The 17,659-nt window shown below is 65.9% G+C and carries 20 protein-coding genes; 9 read left to right on the top strand and 11 right to left on the bottom strand.

Translation table 11 applies throughout. From position 1 onward, the window contains the following. Nucleotides 1–33 precede the first annotated feature (33 nt). The 3 genes from groES to NF699_16730 all read right to left on the bottom strand — a co-directional run bounded on the left by groES (nucleotide 34) and on the right by NF699_16730 (nucleotide 2,188). Nucleotides 34–321, bottom strand: a complete 288-nt coding sequence (gene groES, locus NF699_16740) for a co-chaperone GroES (protein USU04664.1) — start codon at nucleotides 319–321, stop codon at nucleotides 34–36. Between the two features lie 161 nt (nucleotides 322–482). Beyond that, complete coding sequence (locus NF699_16735) at nucleotides 483–1,454, bottom strand: hypothetical protein (GenBank protein ID USU04663.1); 972 nt, start codon at nucleotides 1,452–1,454, stop codon at nucleotides 483–485. Then, nucleotides 1,451–2,188, bottom strand: coding sequence for a hypothetical protein (locus tag NF699_16730; GenBank protein ID USU04662.1), 738 nt, complete (start codon nucleotides 2,186–2,188; stop codon nucleotides 1,451–1,453). Before NF699_16730 ends, NF699_16735 begins: the two co-directional genes overlap by 4 nt. A 134-nt stretch (nucleotides 2,189–2,322) precedes the next feature. Here NF699_16730 and sppA point away from each other — a divergent pair, with 134 nt between their 5' ends. Genes sppA through NF699_16715 form a run of 3 tightly spaced genes read left to right on the top strand, consistent with a single transcriptional unit; the run spans nucleotide 2,323 to nucleotide 5,153 of the window. After that, complete coding sequence (sppA, locus tag NF699_16725; protein USU04661.1) at nucleotides 2,323–4,197, top strand: signal peptide peptidase SppA; 1,875 nt, start codon at nucleotides 2,323–2,325, stop codon at nucleotides 4,195–4,197. 1 nt (nucleotide 4,198) lies between these two features. Beyond that, complete coding sequence (locus tag NF699_16720) at nucleotides 4,199–4,759, top strand: GNAT family N-acetyltransferase (protein USU04660.1); 561 nt, start codon at nucleotides 4,199–4,201, stop codon at nucleotides 4,757–4,759. A gap of 55 nt (nucleotides 4,760–4,814) precedes the next feature. Further along, a complete protein-coding gene (locus NF699_16715; protein USU04659.1) occupies nucleotides 4,815–5,153 on the top strand; it encodes a hypothetical protein in 339 nt (112 codons plus the stop codon). A gap of 4 nt (nucleotides 5,154–5,157) precedes the next feature. Here the strand turns inward: NF699_16715 and NF699_16710 are convergent, their stop codons facing one another. After that, entirely contained in the window at nucleotides 5,158–5,799 is a 642-nt protein-coding gene (locus NF699_16710) for a trimeric intracellular cation channel family protein (GenBank protein ID USU04658.1), read from the bottom strand. A gap of 143 nt (nucleotides 5,800–5,942) precedes the next feature. On the opposite strand from NF699_16710, the gene ychF reads away from it, so the two are divergent. From ychF to NF699_16695, 3 genes are all read left to right on the top strand, one after another. After that, nucleotides 5,943–7,043, top strand: a complete 1,101-nt coding sequence (gene ychF / locus NF699_16705) for a redox-regulated ATPase YchF (GenBank protein USU04657.1) — start codon at nucleotides 5,943–5,945, stop codon at nucleotides 7,041–7,043. A 598-nt stretch (nucleotides 7,044–7,641) separates the two neighbouring features. Further along, entirely contained in the window at nucleotides 7,642–8,823 is a 1,182-nt protein-coding gene (locus tag NF699_16700; protein USU07131.1) for an ectonucleotide pyrophosphatase/phosphodiesterase, read from the top strand. Between the two features lie 10 nt (nucleotides 8,824–8,833). Continuing rightward, on the top strand, nucleotides 8,834–9,280 hold the full coding sequence (locus NF699_16695; GenBank protein ID USU04656.1) for a MaoC family dehydratase: 447 nt from the start codon (nucleotides 8,834–8,836) through the stop codon (nucleotides 9,278–9,280). Nucleotides 9,281–9,331: 51 nt separating this feature from the next. Here NF699_16695 and NF699_16690 read toward each other — a convergent pair whose 3' ends face one another. The 5 genes from NF699_16690 to petA form a co-directional block, all read right to left on the bottom strand. Next, nucleotides 9,332–10,039, bottom strand: coding sequence for a hypothetical protein (locus NF699_16690; GenBank protein USU04655.1), 708 nt, complete (start codon nucleotides 10,037–10,039; stop codon nucleotides 9,332–9,334). A 94-nt stretch (nucleotides 10,040–10,133) separates the two neighbouring features. Further along, complete coding sequence (locus tag NF699_16685; protein ID USU04654.1) at nucleotides 10,134–10,664, bottom strand: adenine phosphoribosyltransferase; 531 nt, start codon at nucleotides 10,662–10,664, stop codon at nucleotides 10,134–10,136. Between the two features lie 263 nt (nucleotides 10,665–10,927). After that, entirely contained in the window at nucleotides 10,928–11,770 is an 843-nt protein-coding gene (locus NF699_16680; protein ID USU04653.1) for a cytochrome c1, read from the bottom strand. Nucleotides 11,771–11,794: 24 nt separating this feature from the next. After that, nucleotides 11,795–13,081, bottom strand: a complete 1,287-nt coding sequence (locus NF699_16675) for a cytochrome b N-terminal domain-containing protein (GenBank protein USU04652.1) — start codon at nucleotides 13,079–13,081, stop codon at nucleotides 11,795–11,797. 14 nt (nucleotides 13,082–13,095) lie between these two features. Continuing rightward, the gene (gene petA / locus NF699_16670; GenBank protein USU07130.1) at nucleotides 13,096–13,662 is read right to left on the bottom strand and encodes a ubiquinol-cytochrome c reductase iron-sulfur subunit; all 567 of its coding nucleotides are present in this window, start codon (nucleotides 13,660–13,662) and stop codon (nucleotides 13,096–13,098) included. A gap of 193 nt (nucleotides 13,663–13,855) precedes the next feature. On the opposite strand from petA, the gene NF699_16665 reads away from it, so the two are divergent. The 3 genes from NF699_16665 to NF699_16655 all read left to right on the top strand — a co-directional run bounded on the left by NF699_16665 (nucleotide 13,856) and on the right by NF699_16655 (nucleotide 15,939). Beyond that, nucleotides 13,856–14,317: a tRNA (cytidine(34)-2'-O)-methyltransferase gene (locus NF699_16665; GenBank protein ID USU04651.1), complete on the top strand. Its 462-nt coding sequence runs from the start codon at nucleotides 13,856–13,858 to the stop codon at nucleotides 14,315–14,317. A 178-nt stretch (nucleotides 14,318–14,495) separates the two neighbouring features. Further along, complete coding sequence (hemF, locus tag NF699_16660; GenBank protein USU04650.1) at nucleotides 14,496–15,341, top strand: oxygen-dependent coproporphyrinogen oxidase; 846 nt, start codon at nucleotides 14,496–14,498, stop codon at nucleotides 15,339–15,341. A gap of 4 nt (nucleotides 15,342–15,345) precedes the next feature. Beyond that, nucleotides 15,346–15,939, top strand: coding sequence for a GNAT family N-acetyltransferase (locus NF699_16655; protein USU04649.1), 594 nt, complete (start codon nucleotides 15,346–15,348; stop codon nucleotides 15,937–15,939). On the opposite strand, the gene NF699_16650 is transcribed toward NF699_16655, so the two are convergent. Then, nucleotides 15,918–16,673: a hypothetical protein gene (locus NF699_16650; GenBank protein USU04648.1), complete on the bottom strand. Its 756-nt coding sequence runs from the start codon at nucleotides 16,671–16,673 to the stop codon at nucleotides 15,918–15,920. The two genes, NF699_16655 and NF699_16650, sit on opposite strands and share 22 nt — an antisense overlap. After that, on the bottom strand, nucleotides 16,670–17,542 hold the full coding sequence (locus NF699_16645; GenBank protein USU04647.1) for a hypothetical protein: 873 nt from the start codon (nucleotides 17,540–17,542) through the stop codon (nucleotides 16,670–16,672). The genes NF699_16650 and NF699_16645 overlap by 4 nt, the downstream gene beginning before the upstream one ends. Nucleotides 17,543–17,659 lie beyond the last annotated feature (117 nt).

The following is a 17,659-nucleotide window of genomic DNA, read 5'->3' as shown; positions in this document are numbered from 1 at the left end:
GAGAATCAGCCGATATTCTCGAGCCTGTTGGCGTTAGCCAACGATCCCAAGGATGTCGGATTCCTTCATGATGAGCAGGTCTTCACCGTCGACCTTGACCTCGGTGCCCGACCATTTGCCGAACAGGATCTTGTCGCCGGCCTTGACGTCGAGCGGGGTGATCGTGCCGTTTTCGGCGCGCGCGCCGGTGCCGGCGGCGACGACTTCACCCTCTTGCGGCTTTTCCTTGGCGGTGTCGGGAATGATGATCCCGCCGGCCGTCTTCTCTTCCGCCTCTACGCGGCGAACGAGGACGCGGTCGTGCAACGGACGAAAGTTCATTGCTGAGTCCCTCTTTTGGTCAGTGTGACAGATTTCTGGCACTCACATTATGCGAGTGCCAACGCCGGGGATATGTGCCGGAGGGCGTGAGTCGTCAAGGGCGTGGCGACGGGGAAATCACCAGTCATGCATCGTGCGGGACAGGCGGAGCGACCGCTAGACTATCTGAACCGGGAAAAGGCGAACCCGCCATAGATACGGCCGATCGTCTGCCCGAGCTTTCGCCCATGAATGGCATGATGCTCGTCGCCCCATGTCACGATGCTGAGATTCGTATCCCAGTCCCGCATGTGCGCACCCTGCAATCCGCGCGCGATATCCCCGGATGGTTCTTTCCAAAGATCTTCCGCTGCATCACCGAGCGGGACCACAGGTCCGCCCGCGCCTTTGCGGACCATCGGGCGACGATGCGGATCGACCACGACCCAGTGTCGTTTGGTGAAAGTGTTGGTCGTGCCGCCCTGCAACAGGCTGGAATCGATCTGCAGGACGATCCAGCTGCCGGTCCATTGCTTCATCAGACTCAACGTCGCCAGCATCGAACTTTTCATAAGCCCTGCACCCATCGTGTCGGCCCTGACGCCCGCACCGGCTGCGACGAACCATTTTCGGACGACGCCGGGATAGGAGATCGAGCCGAATTGATCCTTGGGCTTCACCGCCCCGACATCCAGCGGTCGCGTCGATGCGCTGAGACAGGACATCGTCATCCAGTCGATGTCGTCGATATGCCGGTGACCGGCGTCTTTCGCACGTACGGTCGTCAACGCCTTGGCCGCTGCGACCTGCCCGTCGTCGCTCGACAGGGTCAGCGTGGCATTGCGATTGCCGAATCGGAAATGCCCCCGCTCCCACAGCGACAGAGCATATGTGACATAAACGTCGGGACGATCGTGCAACAGGCAGTATAAAAAGGCCGCAGGACCACAATAGGATGTCTCGAGCTGATTGGGGAGCTGGCCATCGAGGCGCGCCTTGATCTGACGTGCGAACGGGTCACGCGCAATCGGCCAGCCCGCCGGGCTGCGTTGCAGGGCCGGACGGCGCTTCGGATCGGAATTCCGGCCGATCTCGATGAACCGCAATAACAGGGTCTGGGCCGCTTTCAGCCGGGTTGCGTTACCCGTGATCATCGGACGCCCCCTTCGTTTAACAGGGCATCGATACGATCGGATGTCGCGGCATTTTCGTTGTCGAGCGGAGTGTCGTCCGACCGCGTTCCGATGTCTGCCGACGTTGGCGGCGGATCAGTCGCGACGCGTTCCATGCGCGCGTCGCGCTGGCTGTCGAGGGCAGATTGCCAGGCGAGAACCCCCAGTCCGGCAGCAAGGCCCACCAGTCCAAAACCCGTGGCTACGAACACTCCGGCCTTGCCACCGGACACGCTCGATACCGGAGAAGCCATGCCTTGTGCGGGCGGGCCATATGCATTGGCGTACGCACTTCCCGGCCGCAGAAACATCACGCCCGTCGCGACGATCGCGAACATCCGCGCGCCCCATGCAATTCCGTCTGCGCCGTGCCCCGACCATCTCAGAGATGCCGTCGCCAGCAGAATCCCGATTCCGGCCATGCCTGCCAGCGCGACCCCCGCGTTCTGCCCGCAATCGTGCAGTCGACGAACCGATTCGACGAAAAGCTTGCCGAGCAGCAGCGCGGCCAGCGTCCAGACCGGGATGATCGGAATGCCGTCGACGAACCGCAACAGTCGGATCAGGCACCAAAGCGATGCTAGGACGCAGGCCAGGACGACCAGCCAGCGCGCGATCGAGGTGCGGGAATCCAGCGAAAACAATCGGACGACCGCCAATGTCAGCTCCCCCTCATCCTCAGCGACCGGGTCCACCGACCCGTCACCTTCGGTCAACCAACCGCTACCGCATTTTGGTCCCACGATCCTTCAACAAACATGCCGGCGCCCCTGTCTTACCATCCTAATACGGGCCGTTGCGTCGCGCCCTCCCCTGCTCTAGCGCTGGAGCAGGTTTGTAGGAGCATGACGTGAAGCTGGTTCGGGGCGCATGGAAGCTGCTGGTGGCGATCAAGGACGGGCTGGTCCTGATCGCGATGCTGCTGTTCTTCGGTCTGCTGTTCGCGGCGCTCAATGCGCGGCCGGGGACGAAGGCGATCCCGACGGGTGCGCTGGTGCTCGACCTCGACGGCACCATCGTCGAACAGCCCGAGGAGCAGGCGCCGTTCGCCGCGCTGTCGGGGCAGTCGATGCCGCGGCAATATCGCGCCCGCGATGTGCTGCGCGCGATCGACGAGGCGCGGACCGACGATCGGGTCAAGGCACTGGTGCTGGACCTCGACCGGTTCGGTGGCGGTTATCCGGCGACGCTGAACGAGATCGCCGATGCGATCCGCCGATTCCGCGATACCAAAAAGCCGGTGTTGGCCTATGCGACCGCCTATACCGATTCCGGTTATCGGCTCGCGGCGAACGCGAGCGAGATCTGGGTCAACCCGCTGGGCGGCACGCTGTTCACCGGACCGGGCGGCAACCAGCTGTATTACAAGGGTCTGATCGACAAGCTGGGCGTCAACACGCACGTCTACCGCGTCGGCAAGTTCAAGAGCTTCGTCGAGCCCTATACCCGCACCGACCAGAGCCCGGAGGCGCGCGAGGCGAGCCGGCAACTGCTCGGATCGCTGTTCGGCCAGTGGCAGGACGCGGTCGCCAAAGCGCGGCCGAAAGCGCAGGTGGCGCAATTCCTCAACAGTCCCGAACGGGTGATCGTCGCGGCGAACGGAGACATCGCCAGGGCGAATCTGTCGGCGGGCATCGTCGACAAGCTGGGCGACCGCACCGCCTTCGGCCAGCGCGTCGCCGCCCTGGTTGGCAGCGATACACGCAAGCCGATCGGCAATTTTACGACGATCCGGTACGACGCGTGGATCGGCGCCCATCCGTTGTCGAAGGCGGGCGACGGCATTGGCGTCGTCACGATCGCCGGCGACATCGTCGATGGCGAGGGCGGCCCCGGCAGCGCGCACGGCGATACCATCGCCAAGCTGATCCTGAACGGGCTCGCCACCAAGAACCTGAAGGCGCTGGTGGTGCGGGTCGATTCGCCGGGCGGATCGGTGCTGGCATCGGAGCGGATCCGGCTGGCGATCCTGGAAGCGAAGAAGAAGGGGCTGCCGATCGTCGTCTCGATGGGCGGGTTGGCCGCGTCGGGTGGCTATTGGGTGTCGACACCCGGTGACGTGATCTTTGCGGAGCCGGCGACGATCACCGGATCGATCGGAATCTTCGGCATCATCCCGACCTTCGAGAAGACGCTGGCCAGGATCGGTGTCACGACCGACGGCGTGAAGTCGACGCCGCTGTCGGGACAGCCGGACGTGTACGCCGGCACCACGCCGGAGCTGGATGCGATCCTGCAGGCGGGTATCGAGAACGGCTATCGCCAGTTCCTCGGCCGGGTCGCACAGTCGCGCGGCATGACGCCCGAGCGGGTCGACCAGATCGCACAGGGGCGCGTGTGGGATGGCGGCACGGCACGGCAGCTGAAGCTGGTCGACCGGTTCGGCGGGTTGCAGGACGCGATCGCGGAGGCGGCGAAACGCGCCCGGCTCGATCCGGCCAAGATCCATGCCGAATATCTGGAAAAGGAGCCCGGCTTCGCGGCACAGATCGCAGCCAGCTTCGCCGAAAAGGACGACGACGACGCGACCGGCGGCGACGTGTTCGCGCGGATCGCGGCGGAGCGGCGCGGGCTGCTCGCACAGGCGCTAGGCGACGTGAAGCGCCTCGCCACCGCCGGATCGGTACAGGTCCGCTGCCTGGAATGCGGTGGCCTCGGGCCGAGCGACACCGCAGGGTCGGACGCCCGGCTGCTCGACCTGATCCTGGCCCGGGTCGGACTGTAGGATGATCGCGATACGCCCGGCGACGCCCGAGGATGCGGGCGCGATCGCCGCGATCTATGCCCCCCACGTGCTTGCCGGCACGGTGTCGTTCGAGACGGAGGCGCCCGATACCCGCGCGATGCGGACCCGGATGGCCTCGTCCGCCGGATTGTACCCGTGGATCGTCGCCACCAACGGCGATGCGACCGGGGGTGTGCTGGGTTACGCCTATGCGACGCGCTTTTCGGAGCGGGAGGCGTATCGCTGGGTGGTCGAGACCAGCATCTACGTCGCCGACGTGGCGCAAAGGCAGGGTGTCGGGCGATTGCTGTACGAAGCATTGGTCGACACGTTGCGGGCACAGGGCTTCACCCAGGCGATCGGCCGGATCGCGCTGCCGAACAGCACCTCGATCACCCTGCACGAATCGGTGGGCTTCCGCCGCGCCGGCGTCTTCCGCGAGATCGGCTACAAGCACGGGCAGTGGATCGACGTCGGCTATTGGCAGTGCGAACTCGCGGAGCCCACGACACCGCCCGATGAACCGCGCCGTTTCGCGGACACCGGCGTCGTGCGAGGGTGACCACGCCCCTGTCGCAGGCCGCGATCGCGATCGAAGCCGATCGGGAGGCAGACGCATGAACGACGACGACGCGCAGGCCGGCACCAGCGGCGATGCGATGCTGTACGACTATCTCAAGCATCTCACCTCGCTATGCCTCTTCTCGCTGGCCGGCGTGGCGGCGCTCGCCGACAAGGTGCATGGCCGATCCGCCGTATCCGTCGTCATGGCGCTGGTCGTGATCGGGGTGGCGGCGTTCAGTTCGTTCTTCGCGACCGGCCTGATCGTGGAGGCGCGTTTCTCGGGCAAACCGTTGACGGGCAAGATCAACCTGTATCGCCATGCCTCTCCGCTGCTGCTGTCCGTCGGACTCGGCATGTTCCTCTATCTGTACGTCAAGTCGCTGACGTCCTGATCGCCTAGGGACGGCTGCGATAGGCGGGCAAGGCGATGTGATAGCGGATCGCCATCGCGCGCAGGGCAAAACCGGCGGCGGCGGCGATGACCGCCGCGGGCGCCCCCGCCAGTCCGGCCAGACCCAATGCGACGTAGAGCGACGACGACAGCGCCGCAGCCGTGACGTACAGCTCCGGCCGCATCAGGATCGACGGCTCCCCTGCCAGCACATCGCGGATAATACCGCCGACACAGGCGGTGACGACGCCCATCAGCGCGGCGGGCACCGGTGGCACGCCATAGCCGACCGCCTTCGCCGCGCCATATACGGCATAGGCGGCGAGGCCGATCGCGTCGAACCAGTCGAGCGCGCTATCCTTCCACCAGCGCTCGGGCGTCACCCACACCGCCGCCGCCATCGCCAGGCAGACGGTCGCGGCCCGCGGGTCGTGGACCCAGAACACCGGCGCATCGATCAGCAGGTCGCGCACGGTGCCGCCACCGACGCCGGTGATGAGCGCGAAAAAGGCCAGCGTCACGGCGGTCTGCCCGCGCTTCGCCGCTGCGAGGGCACCCGAAACGGCGAACACGGCGAGGCCCGCCACATCGAACCATGGCGCGAATGCGGGCAGCAGCGAGGCGGTCTGGGGAAGCGGCGGCAGCATCGTGTCCGTCGCCTAGAGGATTGTCGCCAGGAATTGAACCGGGTGCTCGATGATCGGATACGGGCACTGGCGGCTCGCGACTGGCCAAGCGGCGGCGCAACCGGTAAGGCGCGCGCTTTCCCTATCCAGACGCGAGTGTTCCCATGGGTTTCCGCTGCGGTATCGTGGGCCTGCCCAACGTCGGCAAGTCCACCCTCTTCAATGCTTTGACCGAGACGGCGGCGGCGCAGGCGGCCAATTATCCGTTCTGCACGATCGAACCCAACGTCGGCAACGTCGCGGTGCCCGATCCGCGGCTGTACAAACTGGCGGAGATCGCGGGATCGGCCAAGATCATCGAGACGCAGCTCGCGTTCGTCGACATCGCCGGCCTCGTCCGCGGCGCGTCGAAGGGCGAAGGGCTCGGCAACCAGTTCCTCGGCAACATCCGTGAAGTCGATGCGATCGTCCACGTCTTGCGCTGCTTCACCGATGGCGACGTGACGCATGTCGAGGGCAAGGTCGACCCGATCGCCGACGCCGAGACGGTCGAGACCGAGCTGATGCTGTCCGACCTCGAAAGCCTCGAAAAGCGCGTGCCGAACCTGATCAAGAAGGGTCAGCAGGGCGACAAGGAGGCGAAGATCGGTGCAGCGGTACTCGGCCAGGCGCTCGAGTTGCTGCGCGAGGGCAAGCCTGCTCGCCTCACCCAGCCCAAGGATGCGGAGGAAGCCCGCGTGTTCGCGGGCGCGCAGCTGATCACCGCCAAGCCGGTGCTGTACGTCTGCAACGTCGACGAGAGCGATGCGGCGAACGGCAACGCGCTGTCGGCGAAGGTGTTCGAGAAGGCGAAGGCGGAGGGTGCCGAGGCGGTCGTCGTATCCGCGGCGATCGAAGCCGAGATCGCGACGATGGCGCCCGAGGATCGCGGCGAATTCCTCGCCGAGCTTGGGCTGGAGGAAACCGGCCTCGCCCGCGTCATCACCGCCGGATACAAGCTGTTGCACCTGCTGACCTTCTTCACCGTCGGTCCCAAGGAAGCGCGGGCGTGGACCGTGCATGCCGGTGCGAAGGCGCCGAATGCGGCAGGCGAAATCCACACCGACTTCGAACGCGGCTTCATTCGCGCCGAGACCATCGCGTACGACGATTACATCGCCTGCAAGGGCGAAGCCGGCGCGCGCGAAACGGGCAAGCTGCGGCAGGAAGGCAAGGAGTATGTCGTCCACGACGGCGACGTGATGCTGTTCCGCTTCAACGTGTGATCTCGTAATCTCCCCATCCGGAACGGGCGATGTCCCCGTGGGAGAGAACTTTGCTGGTGCCTCGTTCGTCGATGCCCGACCGGTGTCGAGCGAACGGGCGGTCGTGATCCGATCGCACGAGACGGCGCGTACCTCCCCCTCCGTCACGGCTACGCCGCGCCACCTCCCCCTTGCGGGGGAGGAATGAAGTTGAGCTCACGTCATTTAGTCCGCGGATAGCAGCGAGAACCGTCTCGTCTTTGAAACGGCCGGTTCTTCAAATCCTCCCCCGCGAGGGGGAGGTGGCGCGGCGTTAGCCGTGACGGAGGGGGAGGTAAGCGACGGCCTGCCTCGGCAAGGACGTCGCCATCCGATGGTGCGGAGTGCCTGAAGGAAGGACCCGCAAAACCGGTGTCAGGTGACCTTGTCGCCCTGGCCTGCTCCCGCGTAAGGCGGCTCCGGCTTCAACGTCCGGGACGATCGCCTCGTGAGACTGATTCCCCTCGCCTGCTCCATTCTGTCGCTCGCCGCCTGCGCCCTGCCCTACACGCCGCCGGCCCTCTCGCCGGTGACCCAGCCCGCCCCGGCAGCGTCGGGCACGACCCTGCCCCCGGCACCGATGCCGCGGACGATGGGGGCGCCGGTCACCATCCTCGTGTCGATCGATGGCTTCCGGCCCGATTACCTCGACCGCGGGGTGACACCGAACCTGTCCGAACTTGCTGCCGGCGGTGTCAGCGCGTCGATGCGGCCGTCGTTTCCCTCCGTCACCTTCCCCAATCACTGGACGCTGGTGACCGGCAAGGTGCCGGACCATCACGGCATCGTCGGCAACAGGATGGAGGACCCCGCACGTCCGGGCGAAACCTTCACGATGGCGAGCGACGACCCGTTCTGGTGGAACGCCGCAGAACCCATCTGGGTGACCGCAGAGAAGGCGGGCGTCCGGACCGCGACGATGTTCTGGCCCGGTGCCAACGTGGGCTGGGGCGGGACGATCATTCCCGACAGCCATGGCGCGATCCGCGATGCGACCCGCCCGAAGGTTTGGCAGCAGTTCAATCAGGCGGTGACCGGCACGAGCCGCGTCGATGCGGTGATCGACTGGATGCGCCGACCGGAGGCGACGCGCCCGCGCTTCGTGACGCTATACTTCGACACGGTCGACAGTGCCGGCCATGCCAACGGGCCGCAGGCGGCGGCAACGACACAGGCGGTAGCGGACGTCGACGTCCAGATCGGTCGACTGGTGCAGGGCCTGCGCGAGCTGCGACAGCCGGCCAATCTGGTGATCGTCGCCGACCACGGCATGGCCGCTACCGACAGCACGCGCACGATCCCGCTCGACCGTGTGGCGAACGTGACCGACTATCGCCTGCTGGAAAGCGGCCCCTATGCGACGCTGTTCCCGGTGGCGGGGCGCGAAGCCGCACTGGAGGCGGCGCTGCTCCGGCCGCATCCGCACATGACGTGCTGGCGCAAGAATGCAGTGCCGGCGCGGTTCCGCTATGGCGGCAATCCCCGCATCCCGCCGTACGTCTGTCTGGCGGAACCCGGCTGGCTGATCCTGAAGAGTGCGACCGCCGACGCCTTCCAGGGCGGTGCCCACGGCTACGACAATCGTGCGCCCGACATGGCGGCGCTGTTCATCGCCAACGGGCCGGCCTTCGTCGGTGGCAAGCGGCTCGCGGGCTTCGACAACACCGACATCAATCCGCTGCTGCGCGACCTGATCGGACTGCCCATGGCGGCCGGACTGGACGGCAGCGACGCACCGTTTAGGCAGGTGTTGAAACGATAGGAGAGCGGCCGTGCAGTATTTCGAGGATATCGAGGTCGGGACCAGGGCCAGCTTCGGCGACTATCCGGTGACCCGTGATGAAGTGGTCGCTTTCGCCGGGAAGTACGATCCACAGCCGTTCCACCTGTCGGACGAGGCCGCGGCGAAGACCCATTTCGGCCGATTGTCGGCGAGCGGCTGGCATACCTGTGCGATGACGATGGCGATGCTCGTCGAACATCTGAAGGCGAACGCCCAGGCGGGACTGGGATCACCGGGGATCGACGAACTGCGCTGGCTGAAGCCGGTCTATCCGGGCGACCGGCTGCGCTGCGAAAGCGAGGTGCTGGAAAAGCGTCGCTCCGCCAGCCGGCCCGAAATGGGCATCTTCAAGAGCCGGATGTCCGTGTTCAATCAGGACGACATCGTGGTGATGACGTTCGTGTCGAACGGTCTGGTGGAAACCAGACCGCGTTAGTCCGTCGGGCGCAACCGTCATCCCACCTGCGTGAGATGACGGTCGTGCAGGTCAGCGCCGTTCGCGATTGCCGCCGGTGCGGTTGCCGCCCCAGCCCCTGTTACCGCCCGGGCCCCGATTGCCGCCCCAGCCACGCTGGTTGCCGCCGGGGTTGGCGTCCGGCCTCGCGACGCGCGGCGTGGTGACGGACTGCCCGGATACATTGGGGCGATTGCCGCGCCAGTTACCGCGATCACCGCGGTTACCGTCGCCACGATAGCCGGGTGTCCGATCGCCCCGGTTGCCGTCGCCACGATAGCCCGGTGTCCCGTCGCCGCGGTTGCCGCGATAGCCCGGCGTACGATCGCCACGATAGCCGTCGTTGCGGTATCCGGGGGTACGATTGCCCTGCCACTGGCCGTTGTTGCGGTTGAACCCGTTCCAGTCGTTGCGGAAGTTGCGATCGCCGCGCCACGTGTTGCGGCGGCCCTCCCAATAGCGCCGTTGCGTGTTGTTCCAGCGGAACGGCCGGCGATACTGGTCGTAGACGTAGATCCCGGTGCCCGGATAATAATAGTCGCCATACCAGCCGAAATAGCTGGGATAGCCGGCGTAGCCGCCGCCATAATAGGGATCGGCATAACCGTAGCCGTCGTCGTAATAACCGCCACCGCCGTAACCGACCGACACGCCGCTATAGCCGTATCCGTCCGTACAAGCCGCGGTGCCGATGCCGACACCGAAAATAAGGCCAGCAAGGGCCAGACGCTTCAGGAACATGATGCTCTCCCGTCATCGAGGGGCGCGAGCAAAGGCAGATACGCGCCGATCGTCGTTCAACGAGGGCGACTTGTCGCAAGTTCCGGCTGAACGGTTAATGACCGGCGAACTGGATCAGCGAATCGACGCGGACGCCATCGGCGCGCACGGTTTCCGCGCCGCCCAGATCGGGCAGGTCGACGACGAACTGGGCCTGTTCCACCGCCGCCCCCGCCTTGCGGAGCAGGCGGACTGCCGCGCGGGCGGTGCCACCGGTGGCGATCAGATCGTCGACCAGCAACACGCGCTGGCCGGGCACCAGCGCGTCCTCATGCATGACGATCCGGTCCTCCCCGTATTCCAGCGTATAATCCTCCGCGATCGTTGCCCCCGGCAGCTTGCCGTCCTTGCGGATGAGCAGCACACCGGCACGCAGCGGCAGCGCGAGCGCGGCGGCGAAGATGAAGCCTCGCGCCTCGATCCCGGCGACGAGATCGATCGGACCGATCGCCGCCGCCGCCATCCGTTCGATCGTCGTCGCAAACCCCGCGGGATCGAGCAGCAAGGTGGTGATGTCGCGGAACTGGATGCCGGGCTTCGGGAAGTCGGGGATGGTGCGGATCAGCGCCTTGAGATCATCGTTCATGGGCGAAGCTGTGGTGCCGTGGTGGCGGGAGGTCAACCTGACGCGGCGGACCCAACTCACCACCGTCCCTGCTGCGTTATTCTGACGAACGCCTGGATCGATGGATGGGATGATCCCGCGGGCGGGCACGACTGCCAGCCGCTTGCCTTGACGGGTCCCGGGGTCCGCCGGGATGACGGAAGGGGATGATACGAAAACGGCGACCGGAGCTTTTGCTCCAGCCGCCGTTTTCTGATCGGTCGCTACGCCCGAAGGCGCGGCGATCAATGCTTCACGTCGCGCCAGACGTTCTGATAGGCGCCCCATGCAAGGAAGCAGAAGATCAGCAGGAACAGCGCCGCCGCGACGCCGGCCGCGTGCCGGGCGTTGAGGTTGGGTTCCGCCGTCCACGTCAGGAATGCGGACACGTCGCGCGCCATCTGGTCCTTGGTCGCCTTCGTGCCGTCAGAATAGGTCACCTGACCATCCGACGTGATCGGCGGCGGCATCGCGATGTTAAGATTGGCGAAATAGGGGTTGTAGTGCAGCCCCTCCGGCGTCTTCGCGCCCGGGAACTCCTTCAGCAGCGCCGCCGGCTGCTGGCGATAGCCCGTCAGCAATGCATGGACGTAGTTCGAACCGTCGTGGCGCGCCTTGGTCATCAGTGACAGGTCGGGCGGCAGCGCATTGTTGTTCGCGGCGCGGGCGGCGACCTCGTTCGCGAACGGCGACGGGAAGCGATCGGACGGCACGTTCTTGCGCGTCGCCGCCTCACCCGTTTCGGGGTTCACCGATGGCTGTTCGATCGCCCACTGATTGGCGATCGCCTTCACCTCAGGCTCGGAATAGCCGATCTTGCCGAGGTCGCGGAACGACACGTACTTCAGGCTGTGACAGGCGGCGCAAACCTCCTTGTACACCTGGAAGCCGCGCTGCAGTTGCTGGTTGTCGAACTTCCCGAAGAAGCCGTTCGAGGACAGCCCGATATCCTCGGGATGCAGATGGAAGACGTGTTCGGCACTTTCCGCCGCCGGCTCCTCGATGGCGGTACGGGCAGTGCCGAAGAGCGCCAGCGCGAGCACGAAGACGAACGCTGCGCCGATCAGGGATGCGATGATGCGAGGCATGATGGTCTGTTATCCCCAGTCGGTTCAGGCGTGCGCCGCGGATTGGACCGGGCTGGTGCCGCCCTGCTTCGCGAGCACCGCTTCAGTGATCGAATTCGGCAGCGGACGCGGACGTTCGGAACGTGCGACCCACGGCAGGATGATCAGGAAATGGGCGAAATAATAGGCCGAGGCGATCTGGCCCATGATGACGTTGCGGGCATTCGCCTCCGCGCCGCCGACATAGCCGAGTACCACCACATCGAGCAGCAGGATGCCGAGGAAGATGCGGTACTTGGGACGATAGTTCGCCGAACGGACCGGCGAGGTATCGAGCCACGGCAGGAAGAACAGCAGCAGGATCGACCCGAACATCGCGAGCACGCCCCACAGCTTCGCATCGATGATGAAGTCGGCGGTGAAGCTCTTCAGGATCGCGTAGAACGGCAGGAAATACCATTCCGGAACGATGTGTGCGGGCGTCGAGAGCGGGTTTGCCTCGATGTAATTGTCCGGGTGACCCAGCAGGTTCGGGCTGAAGAAGATCAGCGCCGCGAACAGCAGCAGGAACACGCCCAGCCCGACCGCATCCTTGGCGGTGTAATAGGGATGGAACGGCACGGTGTCCTGTTCGCCCTTCACCTCGACGCCGGTGGGGTTGTTCGACCCCGGGATATGCAGTGCCCAGATGTGCAGGATGATGACGCCCGCGGTGACGAACGGCAGCAGATAGTGCAGCGAGAAGAAGCGGTTGAGTGCGGCGTTGTCCGGCGCGAAACCGCCCAGCAGCCACACGCGGATCGTTTCGCCGACCAGCGGGATCGCCGAGAAGAAGCCGGTGATGACCTGCGCGCCCCAGAAGCTCATCTGGCCCCATGGCAGCACGTAGCCCATGAAGGCGGTGGCCATCATCAACAGGAAGATGACGACGCCGAGCAGCCACACCATCTCGCGCGGGGCCTTGTACGACCCATAATAGAGGCCGCGACCGATGTGGATGTAGACGACCGCCAGGAACATCGACGCACCGTTGGCATGCGCATAGCGCAGGAACCAACCGGCGTTGACGTCGCGCATGATGCTTTCGACCGACCCGAAGGCGACACCGGCATTGGCGGCATAATGCATCGCCAGCACGATGCCGGTGACGATCTGGATCGCCAGTGCGGCGCCGGCGAGCACGCCGAAGTTCCAGAAATAATTGAGGTTGCGCGGCACGGGATAGCCCGCGCCGACGGCGTTGTAGACGAGGCGCGGCAGCGGCAGCTTCTCGTCCAGCCACCGCATCAGCGGTTGCTTAGGCTCGTAATGCTTGGCCCAGGGAAAGCTCATGATCCGGGTCTCCCTCAGCCGACCGTAACGACGGTGTCGGAATTGAATGTGTAATCGGGAACGACGAGATTCTTCGGCGCCGGTCCCTGACGGATCCGTGCCGCGGTGTCGTAGGCCGAACCATGGCACGGACAGAAATAGCCGCCGAACGGCCCCTTGTTCTCACCCTCGCCCGCGCCGAGCGGTACGCAGCCCAGATGGGTGCAGACGCCCAGCGTGATGAGCCAGTTTTCCTTGCCCGGCTTGGTGCGCTCGGCGAGTGTCTGCGGATCGCGCAGCTCGGAAATGCTGACCGCATTGGCGGCGGAAATCTCCGCCGGCGTCAGGTTGCGGACGAACAACGGCTGCTTGCGGAACTGCGACTTGATCGCCTGGCCCGGCTGGATCTTCGACAGATCGAGCTCTGTGGTGGACTGCGCAAGCACGTCCGCCGACGGGTTCATCTGATTGATCAGCGGCAGGACGATCGCGAGCGCGCCAACCCCGGCGAACGACACGGCAGCGATATTGATGAAATCGCGGCGGCGGGGGTCGTGGACTTCCTCGTGGAACGGCTCCGGCGATTCACCGGGAGGAACCATGTTGTCAGTCGCCATTCGTCTCTGCCCTAACCTTTATTATCGCGGAGGAACGCCTCACCGCCGTGAGGATTCGGGATTTGAGCGCCCACCGAGCCCTACCATCCCCACGGCGGGCTGCTGGCCTGATAGACGGCACGCCATCGCTTTGCCAACAGCATTTTACCACCGGGCTGCGCGACGTTAGGGATGCGGCATGACGACGGCCCTGCGCATCGCGCTCTACCAACCCGATATCGCCGGCAACGTCGGCGCCGTGATGCGCACCTGCGCCTGTCTGGGCATCGCGCTGGACCTGATCGAGCCGATGGGCTTTCAGTGGGACGACAAGCGGGTCGCGCGGGCGGCGATGGATTACATCGATCACGTGTCGCTGACCCGTCATGCCGACTGGGACACCTTCGCCGGTCAGGCCACGGGGCGGCTGGTGCTGCTGACGACACGCGGGGCGACGCCGTTGCACGGTTTCGCGTTTGCAGCGGACGACGTGCTGCTGTTCGGCCGCGAGAGCGCCGGGGTGCCGGAGGAGGTGCATGCGCGGGCCGATGCGCGGGTGGTGATTCCCATGGCACCGCAATTGCGGTCGATGAACCTGTCGGTGTCTGCGGGGATCGTGGCGGCTGAGGCTTTGCGGCAGACCGGTGGGTGGCCCACGTGATGTTCACGCGAAGACGCGGAGAACAAGGAAGAAGAAGCTTTCACAACGGCGAGGGCGGCGGACGCCGGCGTGAGTACGACGCCTCCGAGCCTCCGCATGGCTCTGCCTTCTTCTCGCCTTCCCGTGAATCGGGGCAGCGCGACGCTCGACTTCGGTACGCCCGGTTCGGTAAGGCGCCATGATGCTGACCCTCGACGCCGAACAGACCACCGCCCGTACTTGGTTCGAATCGCTGCGCAACCGGATTTGCGCCGAGTTCGAGAGCATCGAGCGCGAGGCGGGGTCGGATGCGGCGTTCGACTATATCGCGTGGGACCGCACCGATCCGTCGGGGGCGCCGGGCGGTGGCGGGGTGCGCGGCGTGATGAAGGGCAAGGTGTTCGAGAAGGTCGGCGTCAACGTCTCGACCGTCGGCGGATTGCTCGACGGCGAATTCGGCAAGACCATTCATGGCGCGGGCGACGACCCGCGATTCTTCGCGACCGGGATCAGCCTCGTCGCGCACATGGCCAATCCGCACGTGCCCGCAGTGCACATGAACACGCGGTTCCTCGTCACCACCAGGCGATGGTTCGGCGGCGGTGCGGACCTCAATCCCCCGTTGCCGGTGGAACAGGATACCGCCGACTTCCATGCGACACTGCGGGCCGCGTGCGACGCGCACGATCCGGCACATTATCCCCGCTTTCGGCAATGGGCGGACGATTATTTCTACATCCCGCACCGGCAGGTCCATCGCGGCGTCGGCGGCATCTTCTACGATCATCTGGAGGGCGATTTCGACGCGAACCTGGCCTTCACCCGCGCGGTGGGCGAGGCATTCCTCGACACCTATCCGCGAATCGTACGACGGCGGATGAACGATCCGTTCGACGATGCGGACGTGACGGCCCAGCGGAACTGGCGCGGGCGCTACGCCGAATTCAATCTGGTCTACGATCGCGGCACGCTGTTCGGCCTTAAGACGGGCGGCAATATCGACGCGATCCTGATGAGCCTGCCGCCCCTCGCGACATGGGAATGACGGCGTGGCGCTGATCCCCGTCGATCCGCAAGAACTGGCGACGATCGTCACCACGCTGGAGATGACGCGACGGCCGCCGTTGCGCCCCCTGCCCGCCTCGCCCTTGCGGCTGGTGCGGTGGGACCGTCCGGATCCCGCCCGCTACCGGACCCTGTTTCGCCGCGTCGGCGGGCCCTGGCTATGGTATTCGCGGCTGGCGATGGACGATGCGACGCTGACTGCGATCATCCACGATCGCGACGTTCAGGTCCATGCGGTGGCCGATCGCGCCGGAGTGGAGATCGGACTGGTCGAACTCGACTTCCGCCATCCGAATGCGTGCGAGCTGTCCTATTTCGGACTGGTGCCCGAACTCGCCGGAAAGCGTCACGGCCGGTGGCTCATGGCGGAGACGTTCATGCGCGCGTGGCTGCCGGGTGTCGCGCGGCTCTGGGTGCACACCTGCACGCTCGACCATCCATCTGCACTCGCTTTCTACCGCGCGCAGGGTTTCGTCGCGATCCGGCGGACGATCGAAACGTTCGCCGATCCGCGCGTACTGGGACTGCTGCCGCCCGATGCCGGCAGTCATATTCCCTATCTGGCCGCCCCGGCCTGACGCAGCCGGCGATAGGCGGCGACCGCGATCAACGCGCCGGCCAGCTGGGTCAACATCGCGACGCCGGCGGCGAATGCCTCGACGATCGCGACTCCGATGGGATTCGCGCTACCGTCGCCACCCAGCCAGCGTGACAGCAGCATGAAAGGCTGGCCGGCGAGAATGGCGGCGAGATAGACGGTTACGATCGCACCGAGCAGCGAGAACTGGCCGCGCCGGGTCATCCGCCACGACCGCCCCACCGCCGCCATCGCGCCGGTCGGCGCCTCGGCGAACAGGATCGGGCCGGCGAGCATGAACCGGCTCATCAGCCACAGGCCGGGCAGCAGCAGGATATACATGCCCGCCCCCGCCGGGATCGACACGACGACCATCGCCAGGATGAACCGCGGGAAGGTGAGGCCGGCGCGACGGGCCGCTTCGCCGACCGTCGGGCGCTCCGGCGACAGGAACAGACAGAACACGACCGCCAGCCCGAAATAGGTGATGGCATAGGCGCCGACCGAACCGAGACCATAGTCGCCCACCCACGCATCGAGCGCGGTCATCCACGCCTGCGCCCGCGCGGTCGTATCGACGATCTCGGCGTCGGGCATCGGTAACGGGCCGACGAGCAGCAGCAGGGCGTAGGTCGGCAGGAAGAAGAACAGCCCCGCGACACGCAGCAGCAGATCGGCGTCCCGCCGGAACATCGCCCACGCATCGCTCAGCAAGGCGGCGAGCGTCACCTTCACGTCGCGGCGACCGTCTGTTCGCGACGTTCGCGAAGCAGCCGTTCGCGCTCGGTCAGCGCAACGTACGCCTGTGCCGAGAAGACGACGGCGACCAGGGTCAGCCCCGTCGATACCGCCTGTCCGGCCAGCGCCGCGATGTAGGTCACGGTGGCGGTGGCATTTCCGCCCAGCACCAGCCGGGCGACGAGGCCGATGACCGATTGCGCCGCCCAAGTCGCGATCATCAGCACGATCAGGAACAGCAGGATGACGCCGACCAGCCGCCAGGTATGCTTGCGGGTGAGCCGCCACGTCCGGGCAATCGCACCGATCGACAGCCGTTCGTACAGCACGACGGCATAGAGCGGCAGCAGGCGCGAGAACAGGAACAGCGCCGCGATCAGGACGACAATCATATACAGCGCCGCGAGCAGCCCCGCGCCCGGCGCGATCGGCGGTGCGGGTGTGCCACCCCCGAAGGCGATGGCGAAATCGAAGCCGGCGACGACGAGCAGCAGGATCGCGGGCATGAACGCGATGGAGAATGCCACACCCAGCACCAGCGCGACGAGCACGGCCGGGACCAGCCGGGCGCTCGCCTGTCGGTTGGCGGCGGCGCGGGTCGTGGCAGGATCGCTGGCCGCGGCGATGATCGCGAGTTGCCCCCACAGAGCCGCGACGGTGGCCGCCAGCGTCAGCAGCATGCCGACCGCGACCGATGCACTGCTCGCCGGCGTGAAGATCTTGTAGGCGGCATTGATCGCGCCGGGTACGAACAGCGTCAGGATGGCGATACCGGCCAGCATGCCGCCGCGCCCGTTCAGCACCTCGCCGGTGCGATCCCACACATTGCCCATCCTGACCATCCGGCGACCCCATTCTGCCCGCAAGTCCGTCCGGTTAGCTCAAGCGCCGCGGCTTGGCCATGACCTTGGACGTCCGGGTCGGGCGGCGAGCTGAATGGGGCACGATCTTGCAACCGGCGGTCCCGTCCCGCACATGCCACC

The organism is Sphingomonadaceae bacterium OTU29LAMAA1 (assembly GCA_024072375.1).
In the GTDB taxonomy this organism is placed as follows: domain Bacteria; phylum Pseudomonadota; class Alphaproteobacteria; order Sphingomonadales; family Sphingomonadaceae; genus Sphingomonas.
This window is presented reverse-complemented; position numbering and strand designations above follow the sequence as displayed.

Bases quoted from the DNA above. Each gene is read 5' to 3' on its own strand.
- NF699_16680 (USU04653.1), bottom strand. From the start codon at position 11,770: ATGCCTCGCATCATCGCATCCCTGATCGGCGCAGCGTTCGTCTTCGTG.
- NF699_16700 (USU07131.1), top strand. From the start codon at position 7,642: ATGCCGCGGACGATGGGGGCGCCGGTCACCATCCTCGTGTCGATCGAT.
- petA (USU07130.1), bottom strand. From the start codon at position 13,662: ATGGTTCCTCCCGGTGAATCGCCGGAGCCGTTCCACGAGGAAGTCCAC.
- NF699_16710 (USU04658.1), bottom strand. From the start codon at position 5,799: ATGCTGCCGCCGCTTCCCCAGACCGCCTCGCTGCTGCCCGCATTCGCG.
- NF699_16715 (USU04659.1), top strand. From the start codon at position 4,815: ATGAACGACGACGACGCGCAGGCCGGCACCAGCGGCGATGCGATGCTG.
- groES (USU04664.1), bottom strand. From the start codon at position 321: ATGAACTTTCGTCCGTTGCACGACCGCGTCCTCGTTCGCCGCGTAGAG.
- NF699_16675 (USU04652.1), bottom strand. From the start codon at position 13,081: ATGAGCTTTCCCTGGGCCAAGCATTACGAGCCTAAGCAACCGCTGATG.
- NF699_16665 (USU04651.1), top strand. From the start codon at position 13,856: ATGACGACGGCCCTGCGCATCGCGCTCTACCAACCCGATATCGCCGGC.
- NF699_16735 (USU04663.1), bottom strand. From the start codon at position 1,454: ATGATCACGGGTAACGCAACCCGGCTGAAAGCGGCCCAGACCCTGTTA.
- hemF (USU04650.1), top strand. From the start codon at position 14,496: ATGATGCTGACCCTCGACGCCGAACAGACCACCGCCCGTACTTGGTTC.
- NF699_16685 (USU04654.1), bottom strand. From the start codon at position 10,664: ATGAACGATGATCTCAAGGCGCTGATCCGCACCATCCCCGACTTCCCG.
- NF699_16720 (USU04660.1), top strand. From the start codon at position 4,199: ATGATCGCGATACGCCCGGCGACGCCCGAGGATGCGGGCGCGATCGCC.
- ychF (USU04657.1), top strand. From the start codon at position 5,943: ATGGGTTTCCGCTGCGGTATCGTGGGCCTGCCCAACGTCGGCAAGTCC.
- NF699_16690 (USU04655.1), bottom strand. From the start codon at position 10,039: ATGTTCCTGAAGCGTCTGGCCCTTGCTGGCCTTATTTTCGGTGTCGGC.